At 57.0% G+C, this 22,798-nt stretch carries 18 protein-coding genes; 9 read left to right on the top strand and 9 right to left on the bottom strand.

The features are described from left to right. Position 1 precedes the first annotated feature (1 nt). On the top strand, positions 2–382 hold the full coding sequence (locus ACERK3_13780) for a hypothetical protein (protein MFA9479355.1): 381 nt from the start codon (positions 2–4) through the stop codon (positions 380–382). Next, positions 379–729, top strand: a complete 351-nt coding sequence (locus ACERK3_13775; GenBank protein ID MFA9479354.1) for a hypothetical protein — start codon at positions 379–381, stop codon at positions 727–729. Before ACERK3_13780 ends, ACERK3_13775 begins: the two co-directional genes overlap by 4 nt. 384 nt (positions 730–1,113) lie before the next feature. Here ACERK3_13775 and ACERK3_13770 read toward each other — a convergent pair whose 3' ends face one another. Both ACERK3_13770 and ACERK3_13765 read right to left on the bottom strand, forming a co-directional pair. Beyond that, entirely contained in the window at positions 1,114–1,971 is an 858-nt protein-coding gene (locus ACERK3_13770) for a hypothetical protein (protein ID MFA9479353.1), read from the bottom strand. 51 nt (positions 1,972–2,022) lie between these two features. Next, a complete protein-coding gene (locus tag ACERK3_13765; GenBank protein MFA9479352.1) occupies positions 2,023–2,265 on the bottom strand; it encodes a helix-turn-helix domain-containing protein in 243 nt (80 codons plus the stop codon). A 265-nt stretch (positions 2,266–2,530) separates the two neighbouring features. On the opposite strand from ACERK3_13765, the gene ACERK3_13760 reads away from it, so the two are divergent. After that, positions 2,531–3,604 (top strand): hypothetical protein, encoded by a 1,074-nt coding sequence (locus ACERK3_13760; protein ID MFA9479351.1) that lies wholly within the window; start codon positions 2,531–2,533, stop codon positions 3,602–3,604. 206 nt (positions 3,605–3,810) lie between these two features. Beyond that, on the top strand, positions 3,811–4,248 hold the full coding sequence (locus tag ACERK3_13755; GenBank protein ID MFA9479350.1) for a hypothetical protein: 438 nt from the start codon (positions 3,811–3,813) through the stop codon (positions 4,246–4,248). 1,915 nt (positions 4,249–6,163) lie between these two features. Here the strand turns inward: ACERK3_13755 and ACERK3_13750 are convergent. After that, a complete protein-coding gene (locus tag ACERK3_13750; protein ID MFA9479349.1) occupies positions 6,164–6,319 on the bottom strand; it encodes a hypothetical protein in 156 nt (51 codons plus the stop codon). A 1,001-nt stretch (positions 6,320–7,320) separates the two neighbouring features. Here ACERK3_13750 and ACERK3_13745 point away from each other — a divergent pair. From ACERK3_13745 to ACERK3_13725, 5 genes are all read left to right on the top strand, one after another. Beyond that, the gene (locus ACERK3_13745) at positions 7,321–10,101 is read left to right on the top strand and encodes a type I restriction-modification enzyme R subunit C-terminal domain-containing protein (GenBank protein MFA9479348.1); all 2,781 of its coding nucleotides are present in this window, start codon (positions 7,321–7,323) and stop codon (positions 10,099–10,101) included. Beyond that, positions 10,098–11,615: a restriction endonuclease subunit S gene (locus tag ACERK3_13740; protein ID MFA9479347.1), complete on the top strand. Its 1,518-nt coding sequence runs from the start codon at positions 10,098–10,100 to the stop codon at positions 11,613–11,615. The genes ACERK3_13745 and ACERK3_13740 overlap by 4 nt, the downstream gene beginning before the upstream one ends. Beyond that, a complete protein-coding gene (locus ACERK3_13735) occupies positions 11,612–12,940 on the top strand; it encodes a hypothetical protein (GenBank protein MFA9479346.1) in 1,329 nt (442 codons plus the stop codon). Before ACERK3_13740 ends, ACERK3_13735 begins: the two co-directional genes overlap by 4 nt. Then, the gene (locus ACERK3_13730; protein ID MFA9479345.1) at positions 12,930–14,435 is read left to right on the top strand and encodes an N-6 DNA methylase; all 1,506 of its coding nucleotides are present in this window, start codon (positions 12,930–12,932) and stop codon (positions 14,433–14,435) included. Before ACERK3_13735 ends, ACERK3_13730 begins: the two co-directional genes overlap by 11 nt. Positions 14,436–15,069: 634 nt before the next feature. Then, positions 15,070–17,814: a hypothetical protein gene (locus ACERK3_13725; GenBank protein ID MFA9479344.1), complete on the top strand. Its 2,745-nt coding sequence runs from the start codon at positions 15,070–15,072 to the stop codon at positions 17,812–17,814. Here ACERK3_13725 and ACERK3_13720 read toward each other — a convergent pair. The 6 genes from ACERK3_13720 to ACERK3_13695 form a co-directional block, all read right to left on the bottom strand. Then, a complete protein-coding gene (locus ACERK3_13720) occupies positions 17,792–18,628 on the bottom strand; it encodes a DUF6602 domain-containing protein (protein ID MFA9479343.1) in 837 nt (278 codons plus the stop codon). The genes ACERK3_13725 and ACERK3_13720 overlap by 23 nt on opposite strands. 66 nt (positions 18,629–18,694) lie before the next feature. Continuing rightward, positions 18,695–19,378: a magnesium chelatase domain-containing protein gene (locus ACERK3_13715; GenBank protein MFA9479342.1), complete on the bottom strand. Its 684-nt coding sequence runs from the start codon at positions 19,376–19,378 to the stop codon at positions 18,695–18,697. A 35-nt stretch (positions 19,379–19,413) separates the two neighbouring features. Then, positions 19,414–19,827 carry a hypothetical protein gene (locus tag ACERK3_13710; protein ID MFA9479341.1) on the bottom strand — a complete coding sequence of 138 codons (414 nt, stop codon included), beginning with the start codon at positions 19,825–19,827 and terminating at the stop codon, positions 19,414–19,416. Positions 19,828–21,152: 1,325 nt separating this feature from the next. After that, positions 21,153–21,524, bottom strand: a complete 372-nt coding sequence (locus ACERK3_13705; protein ID MFA9479340.1) for a hypothetical protein — start codon at positions 21,522–21,524, stop codon at positions 21,153–21,155. Between the two features lie 191 nt (positions 21,525–21,715). Further along, entirely contained in the window at positions 21,716–21,793 is a 78-nt protein-coding gene (locus ACERK3_13700) for a magnesium chelatase domain-containing protein (GenBank protein ID MFA9479339.1), read from the bottom strand. A 214-nt stretch (positions 21,794–22,007) separates the two neighbouring features. Further along, positions 22,008–22,736 carry a PEP-CTERM sorting domain-containing protein gene (locus tag ACERK3_13695; GenBank protein ID MFA9479338.1) on the bottom strand — a complete coding sequence of 243 codons (729 nt, stop codon included), beginning with the start codon at positions 22,734–22,736 and terminating at the stop codon, positions 22,008–22,010. Positions 22,737–22,798 lie beyond the last annotated feature (62 nt).

The raw sequence follows: 22,798 nt of genomic DNA, 5'->3' as shown, positions 1-22,798 counted from the left end.
CATGACACCATCGCGTAGTGCATCACCCCGCTCGTCGCTGCCCAACCCGCACGCCGTGCCGGTGCCCCGTAGCTATCGCGTGGCGACGCAGCTGTGGGAGCAGGCCAAGGCCAAGGCGAAAAGCCAGCAGCGTTCCGTCGCCGTACTGGTGCAGGAGGCGGTGGACGAGCAACTCGACGCCGTCGTGCAGGATTTAGAGCAGCTGGGCGTGTCCGACGTCACGCTGCCGGACAAGCGGGTACGAACGGCCCTCTCCCGACAACTGCTTCAAGCCTTGCAGCAGGCCCGCCGGCAAACCACCTTGCCCGGCAATCAGCTGCTGGGGTTGTGTCTCTACCGCCACCTTGATGGGCGTCGCCGACGCCGGAGCAAAGCCAAGTGACCCGCCGCTCGCGTTCACCGTTACCCATCGTCGTGCCCGGCATGCGGGTGTTCGATCATCGCCAGTGCGTCAAAGGCGTGGTGGTGGCAGTGACGCCGGACCGCTGCGTGTTCCGTGAGGCGGATCAACCTTCGCAGCTGATGGTCAGCCCCTGGTCGCACATCGCCCTGCTGGACGTCGGCCCCGACGAAGAAGCGTTGCCAGCGGCGTTGGAGGAACGGGACCGCCGCAACGCGTGGGCGTTCGTGCTTAAGGAACTGGTCTACCTTGAACAGTACGATCGCTCTTCGATCGTGAGAGGCATGAAGGATTACTTACTCAGCAAACTTCGGCGTCGACATACGTGAATTCATCGAAGGCACATACTCCGCCGCAAAGGCATGACGGTGTTCCGCCCCTAACCTCGGGAATCAGGAAAAGGTCGTGCGAGTCGATGCCCGCACGACCTGCTCTGCATCAGCAGCTACGTCTTCTTACTATTGCGATCGGCTGCACGCTGGGCACGGGTGACAAAACTCTTCGGTGGCGTGGTGCCACCATTCTGCTTGCAGGCATGGCGTTGAATAGCCGCCGCTCGTTTTGGGGTCATCGGCTTTTTGGACATAGTGGACTCCTTAAATAGTCTGGGCATCTCATTCGCCCATGATCGATCAAGCTGGCCAGACCACCTGGCCAGCGGAGCCCATTGTGTAACAAGCATGCCTCTGTTCCCCCGACAAAATTTACGAACATCAAGATTTTTCAATCTCGGGGCGTTTTCGGAGCAGCGACTGACTGTGGGTGTCGTTACGCTCGGGAAGTGTTGGATCGCTTTGAAACCCGAAACCTTGAACGAAGGCATCAAAAATGTCACGTAGCTCGGGTTCGTCCAAATCATGGCCCTGGTCAGCGAGAACTTGTTGCAACCGTGCGGTGAATTCTGTCTTCTTGGATCGGTAGGTGGCCACCTTCAACATCGGCCCGGTGTCGGTTCTCTCGATGGTTCGACGGATTCGTCGTTGCTTGGCATTCCACAAGGTATCGTAAAGAGGTGGGTTGACCTTCTTATGCTGCAGGACGGGCCAGCACACTTGCAAGCGGGGCATTCCCCAGATGGTTGCGTCGATCGTCAGCAGCCGCACCAAGGCATCTTCGTTACGGTTACACGCCAGGGTGTAATCGAGCCATGGTGTTCGCCCATACCAGAACATGTAGGGCGTGCACACCTGTCGTAAAAAACGACCCGCCAACGACGCGTGAAAGTCTTGAAGGGGTGCGAACGCAGCTGGATCATCCAAGGCCGTTACCTGGTCTATCAGATGTAGTTGTTCGCCATCCGCATTTGTGATTGGGGATGGCAGCTGCCGGGCGAATTGCTGCTTATCCGCGTAGAATCGCTCCCACTCTACCAGTTGCGATTCCGTTAGTGACGTCTCGTCGGCGGGTGCCAGTGTCGGATGCGTCATGAACGATGCATGCCAGAAAAGCAACAGGTCTTCCACGTCGCGAGCCAGCCGCGTATTGAATCCGATCTTGGTCAGCGTTTTACGGAGCGGCCCTGCATCAAAATTCTGTATTGGCGGCATGGCTTCATGGTAATGGCTATCCACCGCACTGCACGACGGCGAACCACCATGATCAACACGGGATTGGGGTCATCCCTAGCCTTGGATTTTGCGTTGACGTGAGGACGTGGTCAGGGTCGTAGCTTCAATCCGGCTTAACATCGCTCCCGCCGACGCATTCATCGCCTTACACAACCGCAGCAACGTGTCCACCGTGGGCGACTTCTGTCCACGTTCCAGCAGGCTCACATATTCGCGGGTGAGTTTGGCCTTGGCTGCGAGCTGCTCCTGCGTCAGCCCTGCCGCCAATCGAGCGTGTTTCAGTTCTTCGCCCAGCACGTCGCGACGGTAGAGCAGAAAACCGCCACCGTCTGTAAACTATAGTTCGCAATAAGCCGAAAACATCTACAGCGGAACGATCACACGCTTCCGCCACGATGTGGCCTGCACCGGGCAGCCACCGGCTTGTTTCTACTTCACGGGGAGACCCTTCACGATGACCACGACACCTGAACCCACACCGACGCCGGATTCGCATCCGGATGGCACGCCGTCGCCAACGCACGCCGTCAGGACGACCGCCGAGCCGCTGCCCAACGGTTCGATGGGGCTGCACATCGCCATCATGTTCGGCACCTGGATGATCGGCTCGATGTTTGCCATGGCCATCCCGACGCTGGGCTTGCTGGTGGCGTTGGGGATGCTGGGGTTGTGCGGGGCGTACCTGCTGAAACCCGCGATCCGCGAACGGCTGGACGACCTTTGGCACGGTCTTTCTCGCAATGGCCGATGGCCCACGCTCTCGTTCATCGGCGTATTCACCCTCATGCTCATGGCCGGTTGGGGCGTCCTGACAGGAGAGATATCCGATCAGCCACCTCGTGCCGCCAATGCCGCGTCGACGCCCGCCCCGACCGACCCACGGGAGTCGGCCCAGTACTTTCGTGCCTTGGATCAGCCGCTGAATTTCACCTTCACCGATCTGAAGGATGCTGCTCCGTTCTTTGATCGCGAGCCAAGCCTGACCCTGCCGGACTCGCCGGTGGGGCACCTGCGGGCATGGTTCGCCAGCGAGAGCTTGGAACCGACCAACGAGGACGCTTCGCTGATTGCCATTGCGATCGGCGAGGGAGAGACGTTGACGGGCATGATGGTGCTGATTCCGGACAAACGCAGCTTGGCGGCGATGACAGCGGCAAGCCGCGTCGCGGGACTCGCCATGAATGAAGAAATCACCGACATCGGCCAGTGGCTGATCCCAGGCATCGCGGCAGGCGACGAGGCGTTGCATCGCACGGCCGATGACATGGCCGTCGGCATCTACCAGCCGAGCAGGCAGCTTACGGCCGTCGTGATCGGTCACCGAGATCAGTTGACGTCATCCAAAGATACGCCGGTGCAGAATGCAATCGACACCCTGCACGGAGCAGCGGCAAACCAGGCGAAAGAAGCTGCCGCTGAGCGTCGGGTTGACGCCGCTCGCCAGCGATTCCTCGATATCGCCGAGGAAATGGGCGTGCCCGACCTGCCATTAGCCTACCGGGCCATTGAGATGGTCGAAGAAGAAGGCATCGGCTGGATGATCGTCGATGACATGATGGGACAGGCCGGTTGGGATACCCAGCGAGCTTATCACCGCTACCGACAAACACTCCGTGATTTCCGGGCTGCCCAGTAACCGGGGGGTCCGGCGGCGGATGATGCCGTCGGTCGATGCCGACATTCTCCCACGATCATCCGCCGTAACACCGCCGCCGGCCTGGCTTCCGCCAGGGCGGCGGTGGCATTGCAGGGCCAAACGTATCGGGATCACGTCCACGCGGACGGGATCGGGAAAGTCACGAGGGAGGAAGGAAGGCAAACATAGGGAAAGGAAGCACCACCATGGTTCGCAATTCTCGCCTGAACGATCTGCCTAGTCACCTGAACAACTACCGTCTTGGCTCGTGGTTTCGACAACAGAAGGTCAAAGCCAACCGCCATGGCGTCCTCGTGGACTGCACGTGGGAGCAGTTCCTTGACCTGATCATCGACCATCAAGGTCATTGTGCCTACTGCAACCGCCTGGCCGTGACCGCGTGCCGTCTGTTCCCCGCAACCGAGATGGCACCGCTGGTGCCAGCCAACATCGTCCCTGTCTGCCGGGCCTGCTCAATGTTGCACAACCCGGCCTACCAGCCTCGCTCGATTCTTGATCTCTACTGCGACGGCCAGGTGGAGAAAGCGGTCGTCTTCCGGATACTCAGCGGGGCGTTGAAGCGGCCCGGAGCGGATTTCCTGCTGCGTCGCATTCGCCTCAGTGCCAACCGCCGAATGCCTTGACCTGCTATTCCCGAACGTTCCCCGGCGACCCGCATTCCTGGCCTCGTCAAACGCCTTTCGGCGTCGGCGGGGCTGGTATTCTCAGACGGTCATTTGGGAATCTATGCGAACATCGTTCATAATCACCTGCAGTGCGGACGACGAATCGACATCACATAACATATGTGAATCGTATAGTGGGGCTCTTGGGCTAGGTCAGCCAACTGTGGTGGTTGTATGGGCGAAATCAATCACTCGAAATCGGCAGCAACATAATAAGACCACACATGTAGTAACGCGGCGACAATGTCGTCACACTGTATTCTGGACCATAATAGCTCACTCACGAGCCGCCCATAGATAGGGGATGAGGCTTTTGAAGGATGTAGTCTTGTGTGCTCGGTCAGAACTAACACACAAATAGTATCTGCGCATGTTTCAATCCATGAATCACGCATGTTAACTGCATGTCGGTCACTAGGATATCGATATGCCAAATGAATGGGCCAACCTTGGCGAGCTTGTGTGACTGTATCCTCTACGGCGTGGCGAACTTTGAGGGGAAACTGTCCCAGGTGAGTTGGGACTAGTGTCTTAGGGCGGTGATCGTGAAACGCGATTTCACCAGTCGCCGCAATCTGACACCATTTGCCTGTCAGTTGTTGAAAGTAGATAGGAGGGGCGGTGTTGTTGGTCGTTGAGTACAGTTGTGTATCGCACATAATTGGGTTCCATGGTGATAGTTGAGCCAGTAAAACCGTGCCCGTGCATTTGTAAGTATGCATGGGCACGATAGTGGCGGAAATCATCGTGTAGTGAAAGCCCGTCAGTTTCTGAAATTAAACCTATCGCCAATTGTCGCCCTAGGGGGTGTTTCGCCACTCCACAGCAAATATAGTGCAGTGGCGGCATCGGCTGATGAAAGGGCCGAAAAAAGGATCCTGTGCGTGGCGAACATGTACAAATCGGATCGGGCAACGTCCGTAACCAAGTTGGGGTCACGTGTTAAAAGGATGCCGTCGGATGCGCGTTGGCTCAAGGATAGAAGCAGGCGGGCGCAATCCATATCCTTCTGATGATCTTTGCCAAGCATATTTTTCATGTCCCGAACAATATATAATCGAAGTGTCTCAACAATCATTCGGTCTGCATGAGTTATTTGGCCGGCAAAATTACTGGTGTCTACGGGGGGTCCTACAGATGGGCGATTTGGAACACAGGTTATCGTACATCTGCGATCAATATGGCACCACTCGCCACTCGTGAGTTGAAATAAGAGTCCCGTAATTCCGTTTAGTTTGTCAAAGTAAAGGTTGTCGTCGAGCATCGTTGCGCGCTCCTATAGCGGGGTGGTAGCAAAGGGCAAGTCTGCGGCATTGCATGCCGCCTCGCCTCTATGGGTAGCTAGGTGTAGAATGAGTGCCGAGGTGTTGGTAGAGCGCCAACACATCGTATCAGCAGAGCATCAACATGATTGCTGACTATTCGATAGCGAGCCCCGCGTCACGGCATTTACGACTGAACTCAGCGTTGGATTTGCTGGCATCTTTGACGTTCCGATACCATTGGCCGGAAATATGATTGACTCTCGTGGGCACCTTTAGGCCCCGTTGCTTGTACATATCTGTGACAACGTCCTTTCGGGTCTCGCCAGACATGATGCGGATGACTGCAGTGAGACGCTCGTCGATAGTAAACGGGCAGGCTGAGGATCTCTGCGTACCTGGTAGAGGTTTCCAATTCATCGCAACGAACTCCTTGTAAGAGCGGCATTGGCTAGAACGTCTAGCCGGACCAATTGGTGTGCCGCTCGATTCGTCACGAAGAGTAGTCGCGAATGAACACAGTGCGAGAAGGAAGTGCGACAATGAACCCCCGCCGTCCAAAGACCAAACAAGAGGAAACTGAGATACGGTCTCTTATACAGACGGTAAAATTATCCCATATTAAGGTCGCTATTTTGCCCTAGCTGCGCAGAACAGCGGTGCGCGGCTTGCAGCACGAAAAAAATAATTTCAGCGCGCACCTGAAAAATCTCAGATTTAGTTGCAAAAACCATTGAAATGGCCTCGGACCCTCCTTTGCCGTCCATGTGAAGGTCAGTGATCAGGGGAGGCGTGTCTGTCTTATCGCGATGTTCGGTAGCGTCTGCGAAGGAAGGTGAAAATGGTCGTGGCGAGGGGGGCGGGAGGGCGGCGCAGGGCAGCCGGAGCTATGTATGTTAAGTATGCAAGTCGATGGGTACGCGAAGTCGGGATAGAGCGTGATCGACGGTTACTCGTGTGTAGCCATGGTACTCACGCACACGGATATTGTGGTAAAGTCCACTGAGTGGGGCTTTGCCTAAGTTATCATCGTATGCTGGCCAGAAGACTTTTTGCTGGTTTGCAACATCAATAAAAACCCAATAAACACAAATTCGTGTGTTCTGGCCAGTTGCGTTGCGAACGTGAAGAGGTACAACATGAGTCTGCTCCGAGAACAAAACTTCATCTATTTGCCGCAATGGAATGTCTTTGCGATGTAGGGGACGCGTCGATCGTGGCATGTTCGTGATGTCGGTATGCTGCGTCCATAGCTTTAGGAGATAATAGATTGCGATGAACAAAATGTGCGGTCGTCTGGAGGGTTACCCATAGCTTCAAAAATGGCAGAAACGTACATAATGGCAAGCAGGCAGGTGACGATAGAGGCTGTATGAACACCCCTAAGTCGATGAAGGTCGCAACTGGGTTAAGTCTCGCATGGTTGGTCATAATGGCGTTTATCGGGTCCATTGTGGTCGCGAAGGGGATTGCCTCCGATAATGCCTGGGCTGAGCTGCTGTTGATCTTGACGTTCTTTCTGCCGTTTGGAACGGTGGTAGCATTTGTGATGATGAGGCAGGTGTAGCGGGACCCAATCCCACCTGTGACAATGGTGCCGGGTACTGGGTGCCATGCACGTTCGGCAGAATGCGTGTGTCACATCAAGTGGCCTGTGGAGGCTTAAGCACTTGCCTCATGTTCGGAGGTGTGCCATTCTCGGCTTCGCGGTACACTATGTGGTCGCAGTTCTTGGGCCATCATTGTTTAGCTGACGCCGGGGACGCCTATGCCGACGCCTGAGGGGGCAGCCCGCCAACAGATCGACCGCCAGCTCGAAGCCGCCGGCTGGCGGGTGCAGGACCACGGCGCGATGAACCTCTCCGCCGGGCCGGGCGTGGCCGTGCGTGAGTTTCCGCTCAAAACCGGGTTCGCCGACTACCTGCTCTATGCCGACGGTCGGGCCATCGGCGTTGTTGAGGCCAAACCCGAGGGGCACACGCTCACCGGCGTCGAAACCCAGTCACTCAAATACACCACCAACCTGCCCGACGGCCTGCCGCATTATCACCTGCCGCTGCCGTTCAGCTACGAATCCACCGGCGTGGAGACGCAGTTCACCAACGCCCTGGAGCCCGACGCCCGCAGCCGTGGCGTGTTCACATTCCATCGGCCCGACGAACTGATCCGCCTCGCCCAGCTCGACCAGCAGGTGCGCCACCACCTGCGTCAGATGCCGACGCTCGACACCACCCAGCTCTGGTCCTCGCAGATCACCGCCATCGAGAATCTCGAACGCTCCCTCGCCCTCGGCAAACCCCGCGCTCTGATCCAGATGGCCACCGGGGCCGGCAAGACCTTCACCGCCTGCAACTTCACCTACCGCCTGATCAAGTTCGCCAAGGCCAAGCGCATCCTTTTCCTCGTTGATCGCGGCAACCTCGGCCGACAGGCGCACAACGAGTTCCAGCAGTTCGCCAGCCCGCACACGCAGTACAACTTCACCGAGGAGTTCAACGTCCAGCACCTGCGGTCGAACAAGATCGACCCGGCCAGCAAGGTCGTCATCACCACCATCCAGCGGCTCTACTCCATCCTCCAAGGCGAGGAAGTATTCGACGAAGAGGCCGAGGAACACTCGGCCTTCGAGTCGGTCAACCAGCTGAACAAACAGCCGGCCCCCGTCGCGTACAACCCGGCCCTGCCGATCGAGACGTTCGATTTCATCGTCATCGACGAGTGCCACCGCAGCATCTACAACCTCTGGCGGCAGGTGATCGAATACTTCGACGCATTTCTCGTCGGCCTCACCGCCACGCCCACCGCCCAGACCATCGGCTTCTTCGGCGGCAACCTCGTGCAGGACTACTCCCACGAAAAGGCTGTCGCCGACGGCGTCAACGTCGGCTACGACGTGTACCGCATCCAGACGCAGATCACCGAAGGCGGCGCGAAGCTCCAGCGCGAGCCTGGCCTGTTCGTGCCCCACCGCGACCGCCGCACACGCGCCGGCCGGCTCAAGGAACTAGATGACGACCTGACTTATACCGCCAACCAGCTCGACCGCGACGTGGTCGCCAAGGACCAGATTCGACTGGTTGTCCAGACGTTCCGCGATCGTCTATTCACCGACATCTTCCCTGGCCGCACCGAGGTGCCCAAGACCCTCGTCTTCGCCAAGAACGATCTGCACGCCGACGACATCGTCCGCGTCATCCGTGACGAGTTCGGCAAGGGCAACGCGTTCTGCCAGAAGATCACCAGCAAGACCACCGGCCGCAAGCCCGACGACCTGCTCAATGACTTCCGCAACAGCTATCACCCGCGCATCGCCGTCACCGTCGACATGATCGCCACCGGCACCGACGTAAAGCCGCTGGAGTGCCTGCTGTTCATGCGGAACATCAAGTCCGCCAGCTACTTTGAGCAGATGAAAGGCCGCGGCTGCCGGATCATCAAGCCCGACGACCTCCAGTCCGTCACGCCCGACGCGAAGGTGAAAGATCGCTTCGTCATCGTCGACGCCATCGGCGTCTGCGAGCAGGACAAGACCCACTCCAAGCCGCTGGACCGCCAGCCCACCGTCCCGCTCGACCGCCTGCTCAAGGCCGTCGCCGAGGGCCACGCCTCCGCCGACCTCGCCACCACGCTCGCCTCCCGCCTCGCCCGGCTGGAGCAGCGCGTCACCGACGAACAGCACGCGCCCATCATTCAGCACGCCGACGGGAAGGACCTGACCAAGCTCACGCACGACCTGCTGCACGCCGTCGATCCCGACGCGGTGCGTGAGCAGGCCGTGCAGCGGTTCGAGTTGGGGCCTGATGACGAACCCAGCACGCAGCAGTTGGAGGAAGTCGAACGCGACTCGGCCCGCCAGGCCCTCAAGCCGTTCCACAACCCCCGCCTGCGGGAAGCGGTGCTCACCGCCAGCCAGCAGTCCACCGAGCAGGTCATCGACGAGATCAGCCGCGACCAACTGCTCGACGCCGGCTACAGCGCCGCCGCGAAGGAGAAGGCCCAGACGCTGGTCAGCCACTTCCGCCAGTTCATCGACGAGCATAAGGATGAGATCGAGGCTCTGAAGCTGCTCTACAGCCAGCCGCACCGCGCCGGCCTGCGCTACCGCCAGGTCAAGGAACTCGCCCGCGCCCTCCGCCAGCCGCCGCTGTCGCTGAACACCGACCACCCCGAGCAGCCGCTCTGGCAGGCCTACCACGCCCTGGAGCCGGACAAGGTCAAGGGGCAGAACAAGGCCCTGGTCGACCTGATCGCCCTGGTTCGCCACGCCATCGAGCCCGCCACGCCGTTGGTCCCCGTGCACGTGCAGGTGCAGGAGCGGTTCGAGCAATGGCTGGCCGAGCGCGCCGCCGCCGGCGTCACCTTCACGCCCGAGCAGCGCCGCTGGCTCGAAGCCATCCGCGACCACATTGCCACGAGCCTGGCCATCGAGCCCGACGACTTCGAGGACGTGCCCTTCAGCCAGCTCGGCGGGTGGGGCAAGGCTCATCAGCTCTTTGGTGATAAGCTGTCCGACTTGCTGGATGAATTGAACGGGAGATTGGTGGCGTGATTGGCTGGCCTAACTCGAAATTGAAGAACCTCACCACCAAGGTGGGAAGTGGTGCAACGCCCAAGGGCGGAAAGGATGCTTATCACGCCAAGGGCACCCCGCTGATCCGGTCGCTTAATGTGCATATGGCTGGCTTTCGCAGTGACGGCCTCGTGTTCCTCAATGAGGAACAGGCGGAGGGATTGCGTAACGTGGCTGTCGAGGATGGCGATGTCCTCTTGAACATCACCGGGGCGTCGATCGGCCGAGTCGCACAAGCGCCGCCAGCCATGGCAGGTGCCCGGGTAAATCAGCATGTCTGCATCGTTCGCACCACACCCGACCTCGTGCCGGCTTTCCTGCGGTGGTATTTGGCCTCACCCAGCCAGCAGGCTCGCATCATGCGGGAGCAGTCTGGCGCGACGCGGCAAGGACTGCCCAAGGGAAAGATTCTAGATTTTGATGTGCCAGTGCCTTCAGTGGACGAGCAGCGTTGTATCGTCGCGAAGATTGAGGAGTTGTTTTCCGACCTTGATGCGGGCGTGGCGGCGCTGGAGCGGGTGCGGGCGAACCTCAAGCGGTACCGCGCCGCCGTGCTCAAGGCCGCTATCGAGGGGAAGCTGACCGAGCAGTGGCGGGCCGAGCACCCCGATGTCGAGCCCGCCAGCGAACTGCTCCATCGCATCCTCACCGAACGCCGCCGCCAGTGGGAACAGGACCAGCTCGCCAAGTACGAAGCCAAGGGCAAGAAGCCGCCGAAGGGGTGGAAGGATAAATACAAGGTGCCGGCGGAGCCGGATACGGCAAACTTGCCAAGCTTGCCAGCTGGCTGGTGTTGGTCAACGATCGACCAGTTAATTTCATATCTACGAAACGGCCTATCAAAGAAACCTGCGACCACACCACCGGGCCATGCAATTCTGCGCATCAACGCAGTCCGTCCGATGGAGGTACGGTTGGATGAAGTCCGCTTTTACGATCGACCGAACGATGAGGTAGAAGGATATTTCATCTGTAATGGGGACCTTCTGTTCACACGCTACAACGGCTCGGTGGAACTGTTGGGGGTAGCGGGCCTGGTACGTGGCTGCAAACGCCCGACGCTTCATCCTGACAAGCTGATTCGTGTCCAGACAGTATTACCCGCGCCTTTGCCGGAATATGTCGAGATCGCCAGCAACGTGGGTATAGCCCGAACCCACATGGCAAGTCGGGCGAGAACAACGGCAGGCCAAACGGGAATTTCAGGGATAGACGTTCGTGAAATGCCGATTCCGCTGTGCCCCAGTAGCGAACAAACTGAAATCATATTGCGTATACAGGAACAGTTGAGGCAGGAGACACGTGCATTGAATCAGGTGGATGTGAACATCCGACGCGCCGCCCGCCTCCGCCAAGCCATCCTGAAGCGGGCGTTTGAGGGCAGACTGGTACCGCAGAGGACCGAAAACCGGGGTGTGTCGTCCACTCCTCCTGCCCGCCGCCGAGGCGGTAGACCCACTATGTCGATATCTTCTCGTGGGGTGTCGTCATGAACAAACGCTACGCATTCTGGCGAATGCCAAACGGCGGTCCCTACCGAGGTGTAGATGGTAAGCATGCTCCGCATGATGTATTAGCAGGCCTTTCCAAGCATGCTTCTGTGACTGGCAAGGGCTCCCTCGGCATTTCCTCGTTTGCATTCTGGCAATATGAGTCTGCGATACAAAATGCCATAGTAATTCTCAATCCCGACGGTGTTGAGTTGAACGAGAACGACACAGGCACGATTTTGCGTGCAGCAATCCTTGATTCATTGTCCGATCTATCCGCTGACGAGGCGGTCAAATCATCGAAGTTCATGACAAAAACCAATGCGCAGGCAAGCCGCCATTTTCGCAAGACCGTGAAAGACTTTGTGCTCATATCCCGCTTATCAATTGATACATTCCCAAGACAGAGGCTCACCATCAATGGCCGTGAGGTGGCCCCCTTAACCGATAATCAAACCTATTATGCGTTTCCTGATGTGGTCAATAAGCAGTGGGTGCAAGATAGTGTTGGCTTTAGATCGGACGCCTCCGAATGGCAGCAGATTAGAGTGAAGACTTCAGGGCGAACAATTCACGAAGCGACAGATAATGCCCTAGAAGCGTTGCATCTACTGCGGGGGCTATGGACGCTCATTGCATCCTTCGGATCGTGGTCCATCAATATCGGTGTTCCAGAGCGCAAGGCTGTTGGCATTATCCATGCAGGCCCCATCCACACTCTGCATCACCCGGGCGGACAATCTGTCAAAGATATTTATTGGTACGAAAGAGAATCCTACGGCCCGCGTAAGCTGTTTCGACCCAAAAATGGCTGGGATGGGTTGGAGCGGCAACGGCGCTGGGCGGCTCGCCGGTTACGGCAACTGCCATATCAGTCAGAACTTGAAGAACTAATCGTTAGATATGTACAAGCCTTGGACCACTCAGATCTAGAGGTTGCCTTCCTTCAACTCTGGAGCATTCTTGAAAAGATAACTGCTACGATCGGGGGAAATTACGATCAGACAATACGTAGGTGTACATGGATATTCCGAGATAGCGGGGTAGCCGCAGAAGTGCTAAATGGCTTACGAGCCCGCCGGAATCGTTATGTTCATGCGGCCAAGTCTGATGGCGAGTGGGGGCAAAATGTTTACGCCGCCAAATCTTTCGTGGAGCATCATCTTTTCCATCTGCTACGGAACCGCTTTGGCGTGGACACTATCGACGAGTACGGAGAGCAATTGTCCCTCCCCAGGCAGATGAATGCGTTGAAGAAACGCAGGCATCAAGTAAAACATGCAATTCAGATGGTAAAGAAGCAACTGGGGATGTCAGATGAGCACTAATAACGGCAACGGCAGTCAGCACATCGTCAACAAGGCCTGGAGTTACGCGCACGTGCTGCGCGACGACGGACTGTCGTACATGGCGTACACGGAGCAGATCACGTTCCTGCTGTTCCTGAAGATGGCGCACGAGCAGACGCAGCCGCCGTACAACCGCAAGCCGATCGTGCCGGCGAAGCTGGGCTGGGCGAGCCTGCTGGCGAAAGACGGCGACGAGTTGGAGGTGCACTACCGTCACGTGCTCGAAGAGTTGGGCCGGCAGAGCGGGATGCTGGGGGAAATCTTCAAAAAGGCCCGGCAGGAGATTCAGAACCCGGCCACGCTCAAGCGGTTGATCGTGGACCTGATCGGGGCCGAGCAGTGGCTGCCGATGGACGCGGATGTGAAAGGCGACATCTACGAGGGGCTGCTGGCCCGCAGCGCCGCCGAGTCGCCCAAGGGGGCGGGGCAGTATTTCACGCCGCGACCGCTGATCCAGGCGATTGTGGACGTGATGCAGCCGGGGCCGGACGACACGGTCTGCGATCCAGCTTGCGGCACGGGCGGCTTTCTGCTGGCGGCGCACGATTACGTCGTGAAGCAACACGGCAGCGACCTCGACCCGGATCAGAAGAAACACCTGCGCCGTGATTTCGTGCACGGCTGGGAGCTGGTGCCCAATACGGCCCGCCTCGGGGTGATGAACCTGTACCTGCACGGCATCAACGCCGACCCGTGCCCGCTGCGCTCTGGCGTCGACGCGCTGGCCAGCGATCCTGGCGACCGGTTCAGCATGGTGCTGACCAACCCACCGTTCGGCAAAAAGAGTAGCGTCAGCTTCGTCAATGAGGTAGGCGACGTGGAGAAAGAAGACCACGCCTACGAACGGCAGGACTTCTGGGTGACGACGAAGAACAAGCAGTTGAACTTTCTCCAGCACGTGCACACGCTGCTCAAGCAGCATGGGCGGTGTGCCATCGTCGTGCCGGACAACGTGCTGTTCGAGGGTGGGGCCGGCGAGACCGTGCGGCGGAACCTGCTGCAGCAGTGCGACGTGCACACGCTGCTGCGCCTGCCCACCGGCATCTTCTACGCCCAGGGCGTGAAGGCCAACGTGCTGTTTTTCGACAAGAAGCCAGCCCAGGAGCAGGCGTGGACGAACAAGCTGTGGGTGTACGATCTGCGGACGAACATGCACTTCACGCAGAAGACCAACCCGCTTCGCCGCGAGCACATCGACAAATTCGTCAAATGCTTCAACCCCGCGAATCGCCACAAGCGAAAGGCGACGTGGAGCGAGAAAACACCCGAGGGCCGATGGCGCAGCTACAGCTATGATGAGCTGATCAAGCGGGACAAGGCGAACCTGGACATCTTCTGGCTGCGCGACAGGAGCCTGGAAGACAGCGAGGATCTACCCGAGCCGGATGTGCTGGCGCAGGAGATCGCCGACGACCTGCAGACGGCGCTGGAGCAATTCTCCAGCATTTCGGGAGAATTGAATAGCCGGAAGTAGATGCTGTGGCCTTGAACAAACGGTAACATTAGGCTCGCAACATGGCATAGAAAGTTAAGCCGCGATTGGAAAGTATAACAATCTAATGGTCTTACTAGATTCAACAACACGTCAGGCGGATGGGTTTTACCATATCGGTGGGGAACAGCTTCAGCACTTGATCTTAAGCAGGCCAGGGCTACTTGTGGGGCCAGATGTGGTTCATTACCCCAGTTGGGACACCGATGTTGTGGGGAAGTTAGCCGCCGCTTTCGATGTCGAGCCAGGAACGACTGACGTATTCGGATTTGTCGATCAAGTGATTTCGGAGGGCGTGAGTCCGCTTAAGGTCCGGCAGCAACTCGAATCTATTCTGCGTGACTGCTCTGTAGCACCTCAGTTAACCACTTTGGCAAACATTAGGTGGTCTGGGGTATTATCGCTTGTGCCGAGTCGAGCGTTGGATGCTGCATTATTGAATGCTTGTTCAGGTAGACATGCGAGGCGGCTTCCAAGCATCGTGGAACAGCCGGTTTCTGCTACCGAGCCAAGAACATTCCCTGTGTGCAAGCTTTTGGGAAGTATAAATGATCCTTCGCTTGTTTGCACGCACGCTGACTACACTCGCCGTAAAGTACAGACTTGGCGGCGGTTCATGCCGCTATATTTCGATTCTGTGAAAGATGGCCCTATTATATGCGTTGGTCTGGCGTCGTTGTCACAAATCGCGATGGAGGTGTTTGCGGAGTTTTCAGCGCACGCGAAGACGTTACCTAGGGCAATTGCATTCTTTTCTGACGATCCGATCTGCCAGTATGCGGATATGCAATCCTATGTGCCGGAAGGTGTCCCTCTAGTCAAAATACATGCAGGCTTAGTCGAACTAAAGGAGGCAGTTGGTAAAGCGTCAAGTACATTGTACAGTCTTCCGTTGCCTTTCGATAGTTCCGGCACTACAAGCTATGGGTCATTGTCGAAATATTCGGATGTAGCAACTGTCGTAAATCACAAGCTGGTAACCACGGTGTCGAAAGGCGAACACAATCTCCTTACTGACATACTATTCCAGCCAGCGGTTCCGAAATGGGACCCTTTTATGCATGCAATGGACTTCCAGAGGACATCGACAACCACACTATTGAATGGTGTCAAGGATCTAGTCCAAAGCAAACGATTTGCAAGTAGTTCAGTCGTTATTGAAGGTGGGGCTGGCACAGGGAAGACAACGGCGGCAAAGCGTGTTGCCTATGATTTGGCAAAGCTGGGTTATCTAACGGTCTGGATTCGGACATCTCTTTCACAAGATACTCCTCGACGGATTCATGAATTTTTGGGGGCAATTAAAGATGAAGGCCAGGCGTCGGGGCCGGTGATCATTTTTCTGGATGACCCGTTCGAATTGAACACGATATCAGCAAAGGACATAGTATCCGCCGCTAATGCTCACAGGTTGCGTATATTACTGGTGATTACAGGTCGTTCGAGTGATTGGCACACGTATACCGATTACACTGATGTTTCTGGAGGGCTTCCGGTCAACGAGATTCATAAAGTGCCAGACGACCTTGATGAGGATGAAGTATCACGTCTTGCGGAGTATCTGGTTCTTCTTGACATTGCGTCGGATAACGATGATGGTGTACGGCAGGTTGAGTCGGCACGTTCCAAGTATGCTCGCGATATATTCGGGCTTCTTTACTTTCTGTTGCCTCGGACGCGGGCAAGTCTTGAACAAGCGGTTACGGGTGAATACTTTAGACTGGGGGAGCGTCCAGCATTTGACGAGGTTGTGAAGGATGCTGCAATGGGAGCCGGGGGTCATCTTCGGAAAGCATACGAATACGTGGCTGTAGCGGACCATCTAAAGACTCCGTTGCCTACGGAAGTGTTAGTGTCGGCGCTAGATATTAGCTACGGGGAGTGGGTGCTAGCGTTCCAGCCTGACGAGCCGATCGCCGGACTCTTATATGCAGAAGTCAATGAAGAAGCTGAGACCGTGTGTTATCGCACACGCAATGCATTGGTTAGCGATATCATCGTTAAGGCGGTGAATGGAGGAAGTCTCGGGACTGCCGGTGAGTTTCGTATTCTGCGTGATTTATTGTCAGCATGCGGCGGGGCGGCTCCTGCATACCACTACTTCGCCCAAGGTGTATTGATTCCGTATAAAAAGATGCAGCGATATGAGCATGAGCAGGGCGTACAGCTATATGACGCTGCTTTGCTGGCACTCCCTGCCCAAGATCGAGCGATAATGCACCACAAGGGCATTTATGTGCATAAGGTAGGGCACAACCCGGAGGAAGCATATCGGATTTTAGGTCAGGCACTGGATGTGCCCAATTATCCGTATGAAACCAAAGTGGAAATCGATGAGCATATTCACACGTCGTCCGCAGCGTGTATACTTAGTCAGCTGAAAAGCGGAGTGATTGACCGAGAGGAAGGCAAAAAGCGGATCGTTGAGCATCTAAACAATGCTCAATCTGCGTCATTTATTAGTGCTAGGGCTGTACATGTTCAAGGCAGGTTTATTGCCGAATGTTTGACTGAGTTCGACCATGAGTCGGATCGGGTGGATTCACTCGGGTTGGCGGCTAAGGCGCTAGCGGATGTTGATCGGACCTTGATCATGCTTGAGACTGACTCGCGAATGCATGAAGATATTGCAACTGATCGATCCTATTTGGAGCAGGTGCGAGAAGAGGTGCTGGATTCGATGCCAGTCGAGGCGGCTCCACTTACCGAAGCCATGGAACTCTGGGAGAAATATGGTCGACAAGATGGGATCGTACTGGCCGCACGACGGATGTACGGAATTGCGCAGAAACGCAATAAGGGGAAAGACTTCTCAGAGGCATATAATATGTGCCAAAAGGCTATTGCTACGATTCATGATCGCGATGAGGTGCCAGTATGCGGGTTGTATGAAGTGATGATGCATATTTACTATCACTGGCGCGTTCGACGAGGGATATATCATGAAGGTGCAGAGCCGATCGACTGGGAGCAGATGGAGAGGATGGGGAAGGAAGTGTTGCGATCAGGGGATGTTCATGTGCAGGCGTTCAATGAATATCTTGTGGGTCTTGCGTTGGCCCATCAGATGTTATGGTCCGAAGCCCATGTGTATTTTAAGAAGATCAGAGATCGACGGCTCCCGAGTCGCGTAGCCGCAGAACCGCGCGACCTCCTATTGAACGAGAATGGTGGAGCTAGGCTAATACAAGGGGTTGTGAAATCTGGTGTTGGTAGGCGATATCTCTGGGTTTCGGAACTGGATCACGATTTCATTATATTTAATCCAAATGGGTGGCCGGAAGAGGGATTGAGCACCCATGGGTATATCGAATTCTCTTTCAATGGACCGCGTGCAATCAAGGATTTGAGTTTAGAGTGATGGACTGAGGGGTTAATGGGGGGAAGTCCATATTGTCGATGAACTCCGCGAAATGTGCCATTGGAAGACCACGTGATGATGCTAAGTGATCGAGCAGGACGCCCAGGAATACAGCAGGGCTTAGATTTGCACAACGTGAACCACTGAGTTCGGCTATGCCATTGCCGGTGCGGATGGACCTGACGGTTCCAATCTGCCCTGCGCAGATGAAATCTGGCAAATCTTCGCAGGTGATACGGCGATTTGGGGCTGATGGATGGTTGTTGTTAAGGCTGTTTGCTACATACTTATACATCAATGAAGGTGTGTTATCGACAGTCTTGCTAGTGTCGAAGAAGAATGCGGCAGTCCATATGTGATTGAGATTCGAAGCTGATCGGTTTGAAATAAAACGTGCCGTGGATAGTCCCTCTATGGCATCCTTAAGTGAACTGCTGTTTAATGATGCTTTGACTGAGATGGCTGCAATTACTTGGCGTGGGAAGGCTATTGCTAGATCATTTTGTTGAAAAAATGGTGACTCATGGCGTTCGTCAATTATAAGTATGTCCTGTTCTCGACTGCAAAGATTAATATCGACTGGATCAATGACAAATCCTCTAGTTGCCGTGCACGAATGGCCGATATGCCGCCGAATTAGATCCCGAAGGAGAGCTTCGTGATGATGGCCATCAGAAAGCCAGTGTTTGTCTCCAATTAGATCTCGTACGCGAGTGGCTTGAGCTGATAGTTCATAGGCGACCGACGCGAGATATTGAGATGAGTTTGATGTCATTGCGTGTCTTCTTGTTGTGATTGCGATGGCTGGAAACATGCAAGTCTCTAAAACGACCATGCATAATGGTAGCATACTCGTGCCGAATTTCGGCATGTTCACAGGTCAGCCTGTGCCAGCGGGCCCGACCATCAACAGATTATGCGAACCGCTGGCACTGATGGTCGCGGCGCGTTTGACGGCTTCCTGTCCGCGGATGTCGCCGAAGTCGACGCCGGTGGTGAGGGCTTCGAGTTCGCCGTTGGTGTTCACATCACAGGTCGGCTCGATGTCGTGGTTGCCATTGAGAAAGCCGACCACGCTCGCAAGCGAGTCGGCCGGGTAGACGTTAATGCCATCGACGGCCGCGGCTTCGTCCGCGTTGTCCACCGGCACGACGACGCCGTCGAGCCCGGCACGCTTGGCCAGCAGCGCCAGGTTGATCACCCCATTGATCGGCCGAAGCCGACCGTCCAACGCCAACTCGCCCGCGAAGACCAGCCGTTTATGCACCTGCGTCTGAATCACCTGCTCGGCAAGCAACATGCCCACCGCGATCGGCAGGTCATACACGGGCCCGACTTTTTGCAGGTCCGCCGGCGCAAGGTTGATCAGCAGGCGAGCGAGTGGAAAGGGAAACCCACTATTCGCCATCGCCGCCCGCACGCGTTCGACGGACTCTTTCACCGCAGCGTCGGGCAAACCGACGATGGTCGTCTTGATCATCCCCACCTCCGCAACATCAACCTCCACTTCACACGGAAGCGGGTCGATGCCTTGGAGGACGAAGCTATGGACCTGGGCGAGCATGCGGGGATTGTACCGACAGGTGAGTGATTCGGGTTCTACGGCACGTGAAACTCGAAGTACCAGAGGCCCGGGCGAAGCTCGGTCACGTTGTGCCGCCAGTCGATTTCGCTCGGGACTTGTGACGTGTCCTGCTCGATTGCCCACAAGCCGAACTCGCGATGAAAAGTGATGAGGACGCCCTCCGAAAAGACCAGGATGCTACTGGATTCAAGCGAATCGAGGTATAGCGGAAGGTTGTCCGGATAAGCACGACCGCTTGGTTGAGGATACTGAGCCGGATTGCCGAGCATTAGCCGGCATTCCCTGAGAATCCGGTCGTGATCTGCGTGATTCAGCAGATACTGCTGTTTTTGATGAAGACAGGCGTCACTTCCACCGAGCGCGAACCAGTGGATGGCGCTCGCGGCAATCATGACGACAGGGATGGCGATCACGAGGCCGATCAGCAAACATCCAACGGCGATGATCTTCGTTCGGTGGGTGTATCGTTGGGGCGTCGGACCGGTCGTAGGCATGGCAAAGATTCCGGAATTACGGTTCGGCGCAGGTTGTCATTAATGCCCCCACGACCGTTGTTTTGATAAGACCTTGCTCAGCAACATCGACCTCGACTTCACACGGAAGCGGGTCGATGCCTTGGAGGACGAAGCTGTGGACCTGGGCGAGCATGGGGCGAGTATCGTGGCGGGGGTCCCGAAACGCCTGATGAGTGGCGGTGGAGCGTTAGTACAACTCCCGTGATTGCGCCTCGGTCATCAATACCGGCTCCCGGCTCAAAAGCTCATGAACTGTCATTGGTGCCCATTCCTTGACCCCGGGTAAAATTTCGTAGATGCGCCATCCGTCCCCTGTCCAACTCAGACGTAGATAGGAAATTGCAAAACGGCCTTGGCTCTGCCAGTCATCGGCCCAGTCCGCAGCCGACGACCAGGACAATATACCGCCAACAGCGAATGGAATGCGTTTTCTCGCAAGGGCTTGGCAGTGCTCCAGTGCCTCGTCCTCGGAACCGCACTTGATCCGTCGTCGCCACCACGACCCGTGACCTCCGAACCGGATAATCCACCAATCTCGACGGTAGCTGATGCAGCGTACGTGCAGTGGCGGCGTCGCACGCCCCTCAGCGTAGTGTAATTTGATCGCCGCCATCGAAATTCTCCGCGCAGATGGGTCTTTTACTCCCCACGACCGTCGTTTTTATAAGTCCCTGCTCAGCGACATCAACCTCGACTTCACACGGAAGCGGGTCGATGCCTTGGAGGACGAAGCTGTGGACCTGGGCGAGCATGGGTCTGGAGTATACCGCAGGGTTGGCCATGGGGGATGCTGTGTGGCATCCGTCGACAGCTACTGGCCACTCGGCGAGCCGTTGGAAAAATCACCCGCCGCCCGGCTGCTTTGTGCGCGGCCGGGCTGGCGGGTGAGTCAGACATCTTTCAGGCGAGGCCGGTGTCTGCCGGGCCTTTGCGGGAGATCGTGAGGTCGTGGTGTACTGTTCCCGGGCAGCCAGGTCAACACGCACATGCGATGGAAGGCCGAGCCGTGGGGACGGCTTGGCATTCCGGGTCGCATCCCGCGGGTGGCCGACCTTTCGTGTCGTTTCCGATTGGTCCGTCGCGTGGCTGCCCATCCATGTTCACGCGTCTGACCGGAAGCGGACACCGTTGGCCGGGCACTCGCCGGCGGCTTGCCGAAGCAAGCCTCCGGTGTGGGGCGGGGCGTCGGCCGGGTGCGCATGAAGGGGTGAATTCGCATTGGCAGGGCATGCCCAGCCCTACGGACTGTGCACCTCCCCGCTTTTATCAGAGGGGAAGAAATAGAGCCGGATGTCGGCCTTCTCCAACGGGATGCCGCCGGACGCCTGACGGAACCCCTCGCGGACGTCTTCGTCGGTGGGGTCGAGTTGTACGTCGAACAGATCTCCCTCTTTGAGGGACTCGGTCGCGATGATCCGGCCGCCGGTGCGATCCAACATCACGGCGGTGCCGGCTTCCGGAGCGCGATACTTGAGCATGACGCCACCGCCGACAAGGTAGTCGTTGGGATTCTCCCCTGCTCGTACCAGGTCGCGGGCCGGGTCAGGACCGGCGTATGTACAACCCCAGGCAAACGTCATCAGCAGGCACAGCAGAATGGTTCTCGTCATGACATGGTTCCCGCGCCCGCCCCCGAGGCGAGTGTGATTTGTGCTTCGGTTTATACCGACGTCATCTTGCCGACACAAACTGACATTTTCACTTTCTGTGTTAGACGGCGGGCGACCCGAATCGGGTGTGCCGATCGCCGTGAGATTGAGGCGGGTGGCCCGAGTTGGCATCGGATTGATGGGCGTCGCACTCATGAGCAGTGGATAATGGGCAGATCATACATCGGCCCGTCCTTTCGGAGATCAGCCGGGGCAATGTTGATCAGCAGGCGAGCGAGGATGTCGTTGCGGAACTTCTACCACGGTGACGGTGACGTCGATGTCTGAGGTGTCCGAGGTGTCAGCGGTGCCTGCATGTGTCGTGGTTATCGACGTCGTTGCATGCTTGGGCGAAACGGTTGCGACCCTAATAACAGCCCTCGGCCATGAACTTCATGACCGAGGGCAGTTCGTGTGATCCGAATGGATAAGCACTGGACCGACTCAGCGGCGGCGCAGGAGATACAGGGCGCCGAGGCCCATCAGTCCCAGGGAGCCGGGCTCGGGGACAGCGATCACGGAGACATCGTCCAGCAGGCCGACGACGGCGCCGTCGTGGTCGTGGTTGGCGACGCATGAGATCCAGAGCATCTGGCGAGCGGTGGCGACGTTGCCTTCGTCGAGTTGGCCTTCCACCGAGCCGACGCCGTCGATGTCGATCTTGAACGCGTCGGTCACGGGGTTGAGCGTGAAGCGCACGGTGTACCAAGTGTCCGCTTCGTAAGTGCCGATGGTTTCACCGTCATAGACGAACACGCGTTGGCGATCGAAAGTCGATCCCTGTTGCATGTACAGTGAGAGATGGCCGTCGTCGAACAACACCGCATGTCGCGATCGGAGTCGTCCTTCGAGTGGCGTCTGATACTTGTACTCGATAACGATCGGTTGCTCTTCGACATTCTCCGCCCCCCATACCGCGTTGAATCGAACGGGGCTGTTGGCATCCTGGGTGAACGCCAGGACCTTGCCTTCGCCATGACCAACCGCTCCGATGTCGCCTCGGCTCGGCACAAACTCCGTGTAAAACGGCCCGGTCGGAACCTCTCCCTCGGGAACCGCGCCATCTGCCAGATCGTTGAAGTCTTCTTCAATCCACGTGATCGGGGTCGCGTGAAGGTCCGCACCACCTAAGACAATTCCGGTGAGGCAAGCCGCAGCAAAAGTCCATCGCATCTCGTTTCTCCTTCTGATGAATAACATGAAAAAACAGGTCTTTGTTATGCTTGAATCGGTTC

Source organism: Phycisphaerales bacterium AB-hyl4 (genome assembly GCA_041821185.1).
Lineage (GTDB): Bacteria > Planctomycetota > Phycisphaerae > Phycisphaerales > Phycisphaeraceae > Natronomicrosphaera > Natronomicrosphaera hydrolytica.
Note: the sequence above shows the minus strand (reverse complement) of the source record. Positions and strands in the feature narration are given on the sequence as shown.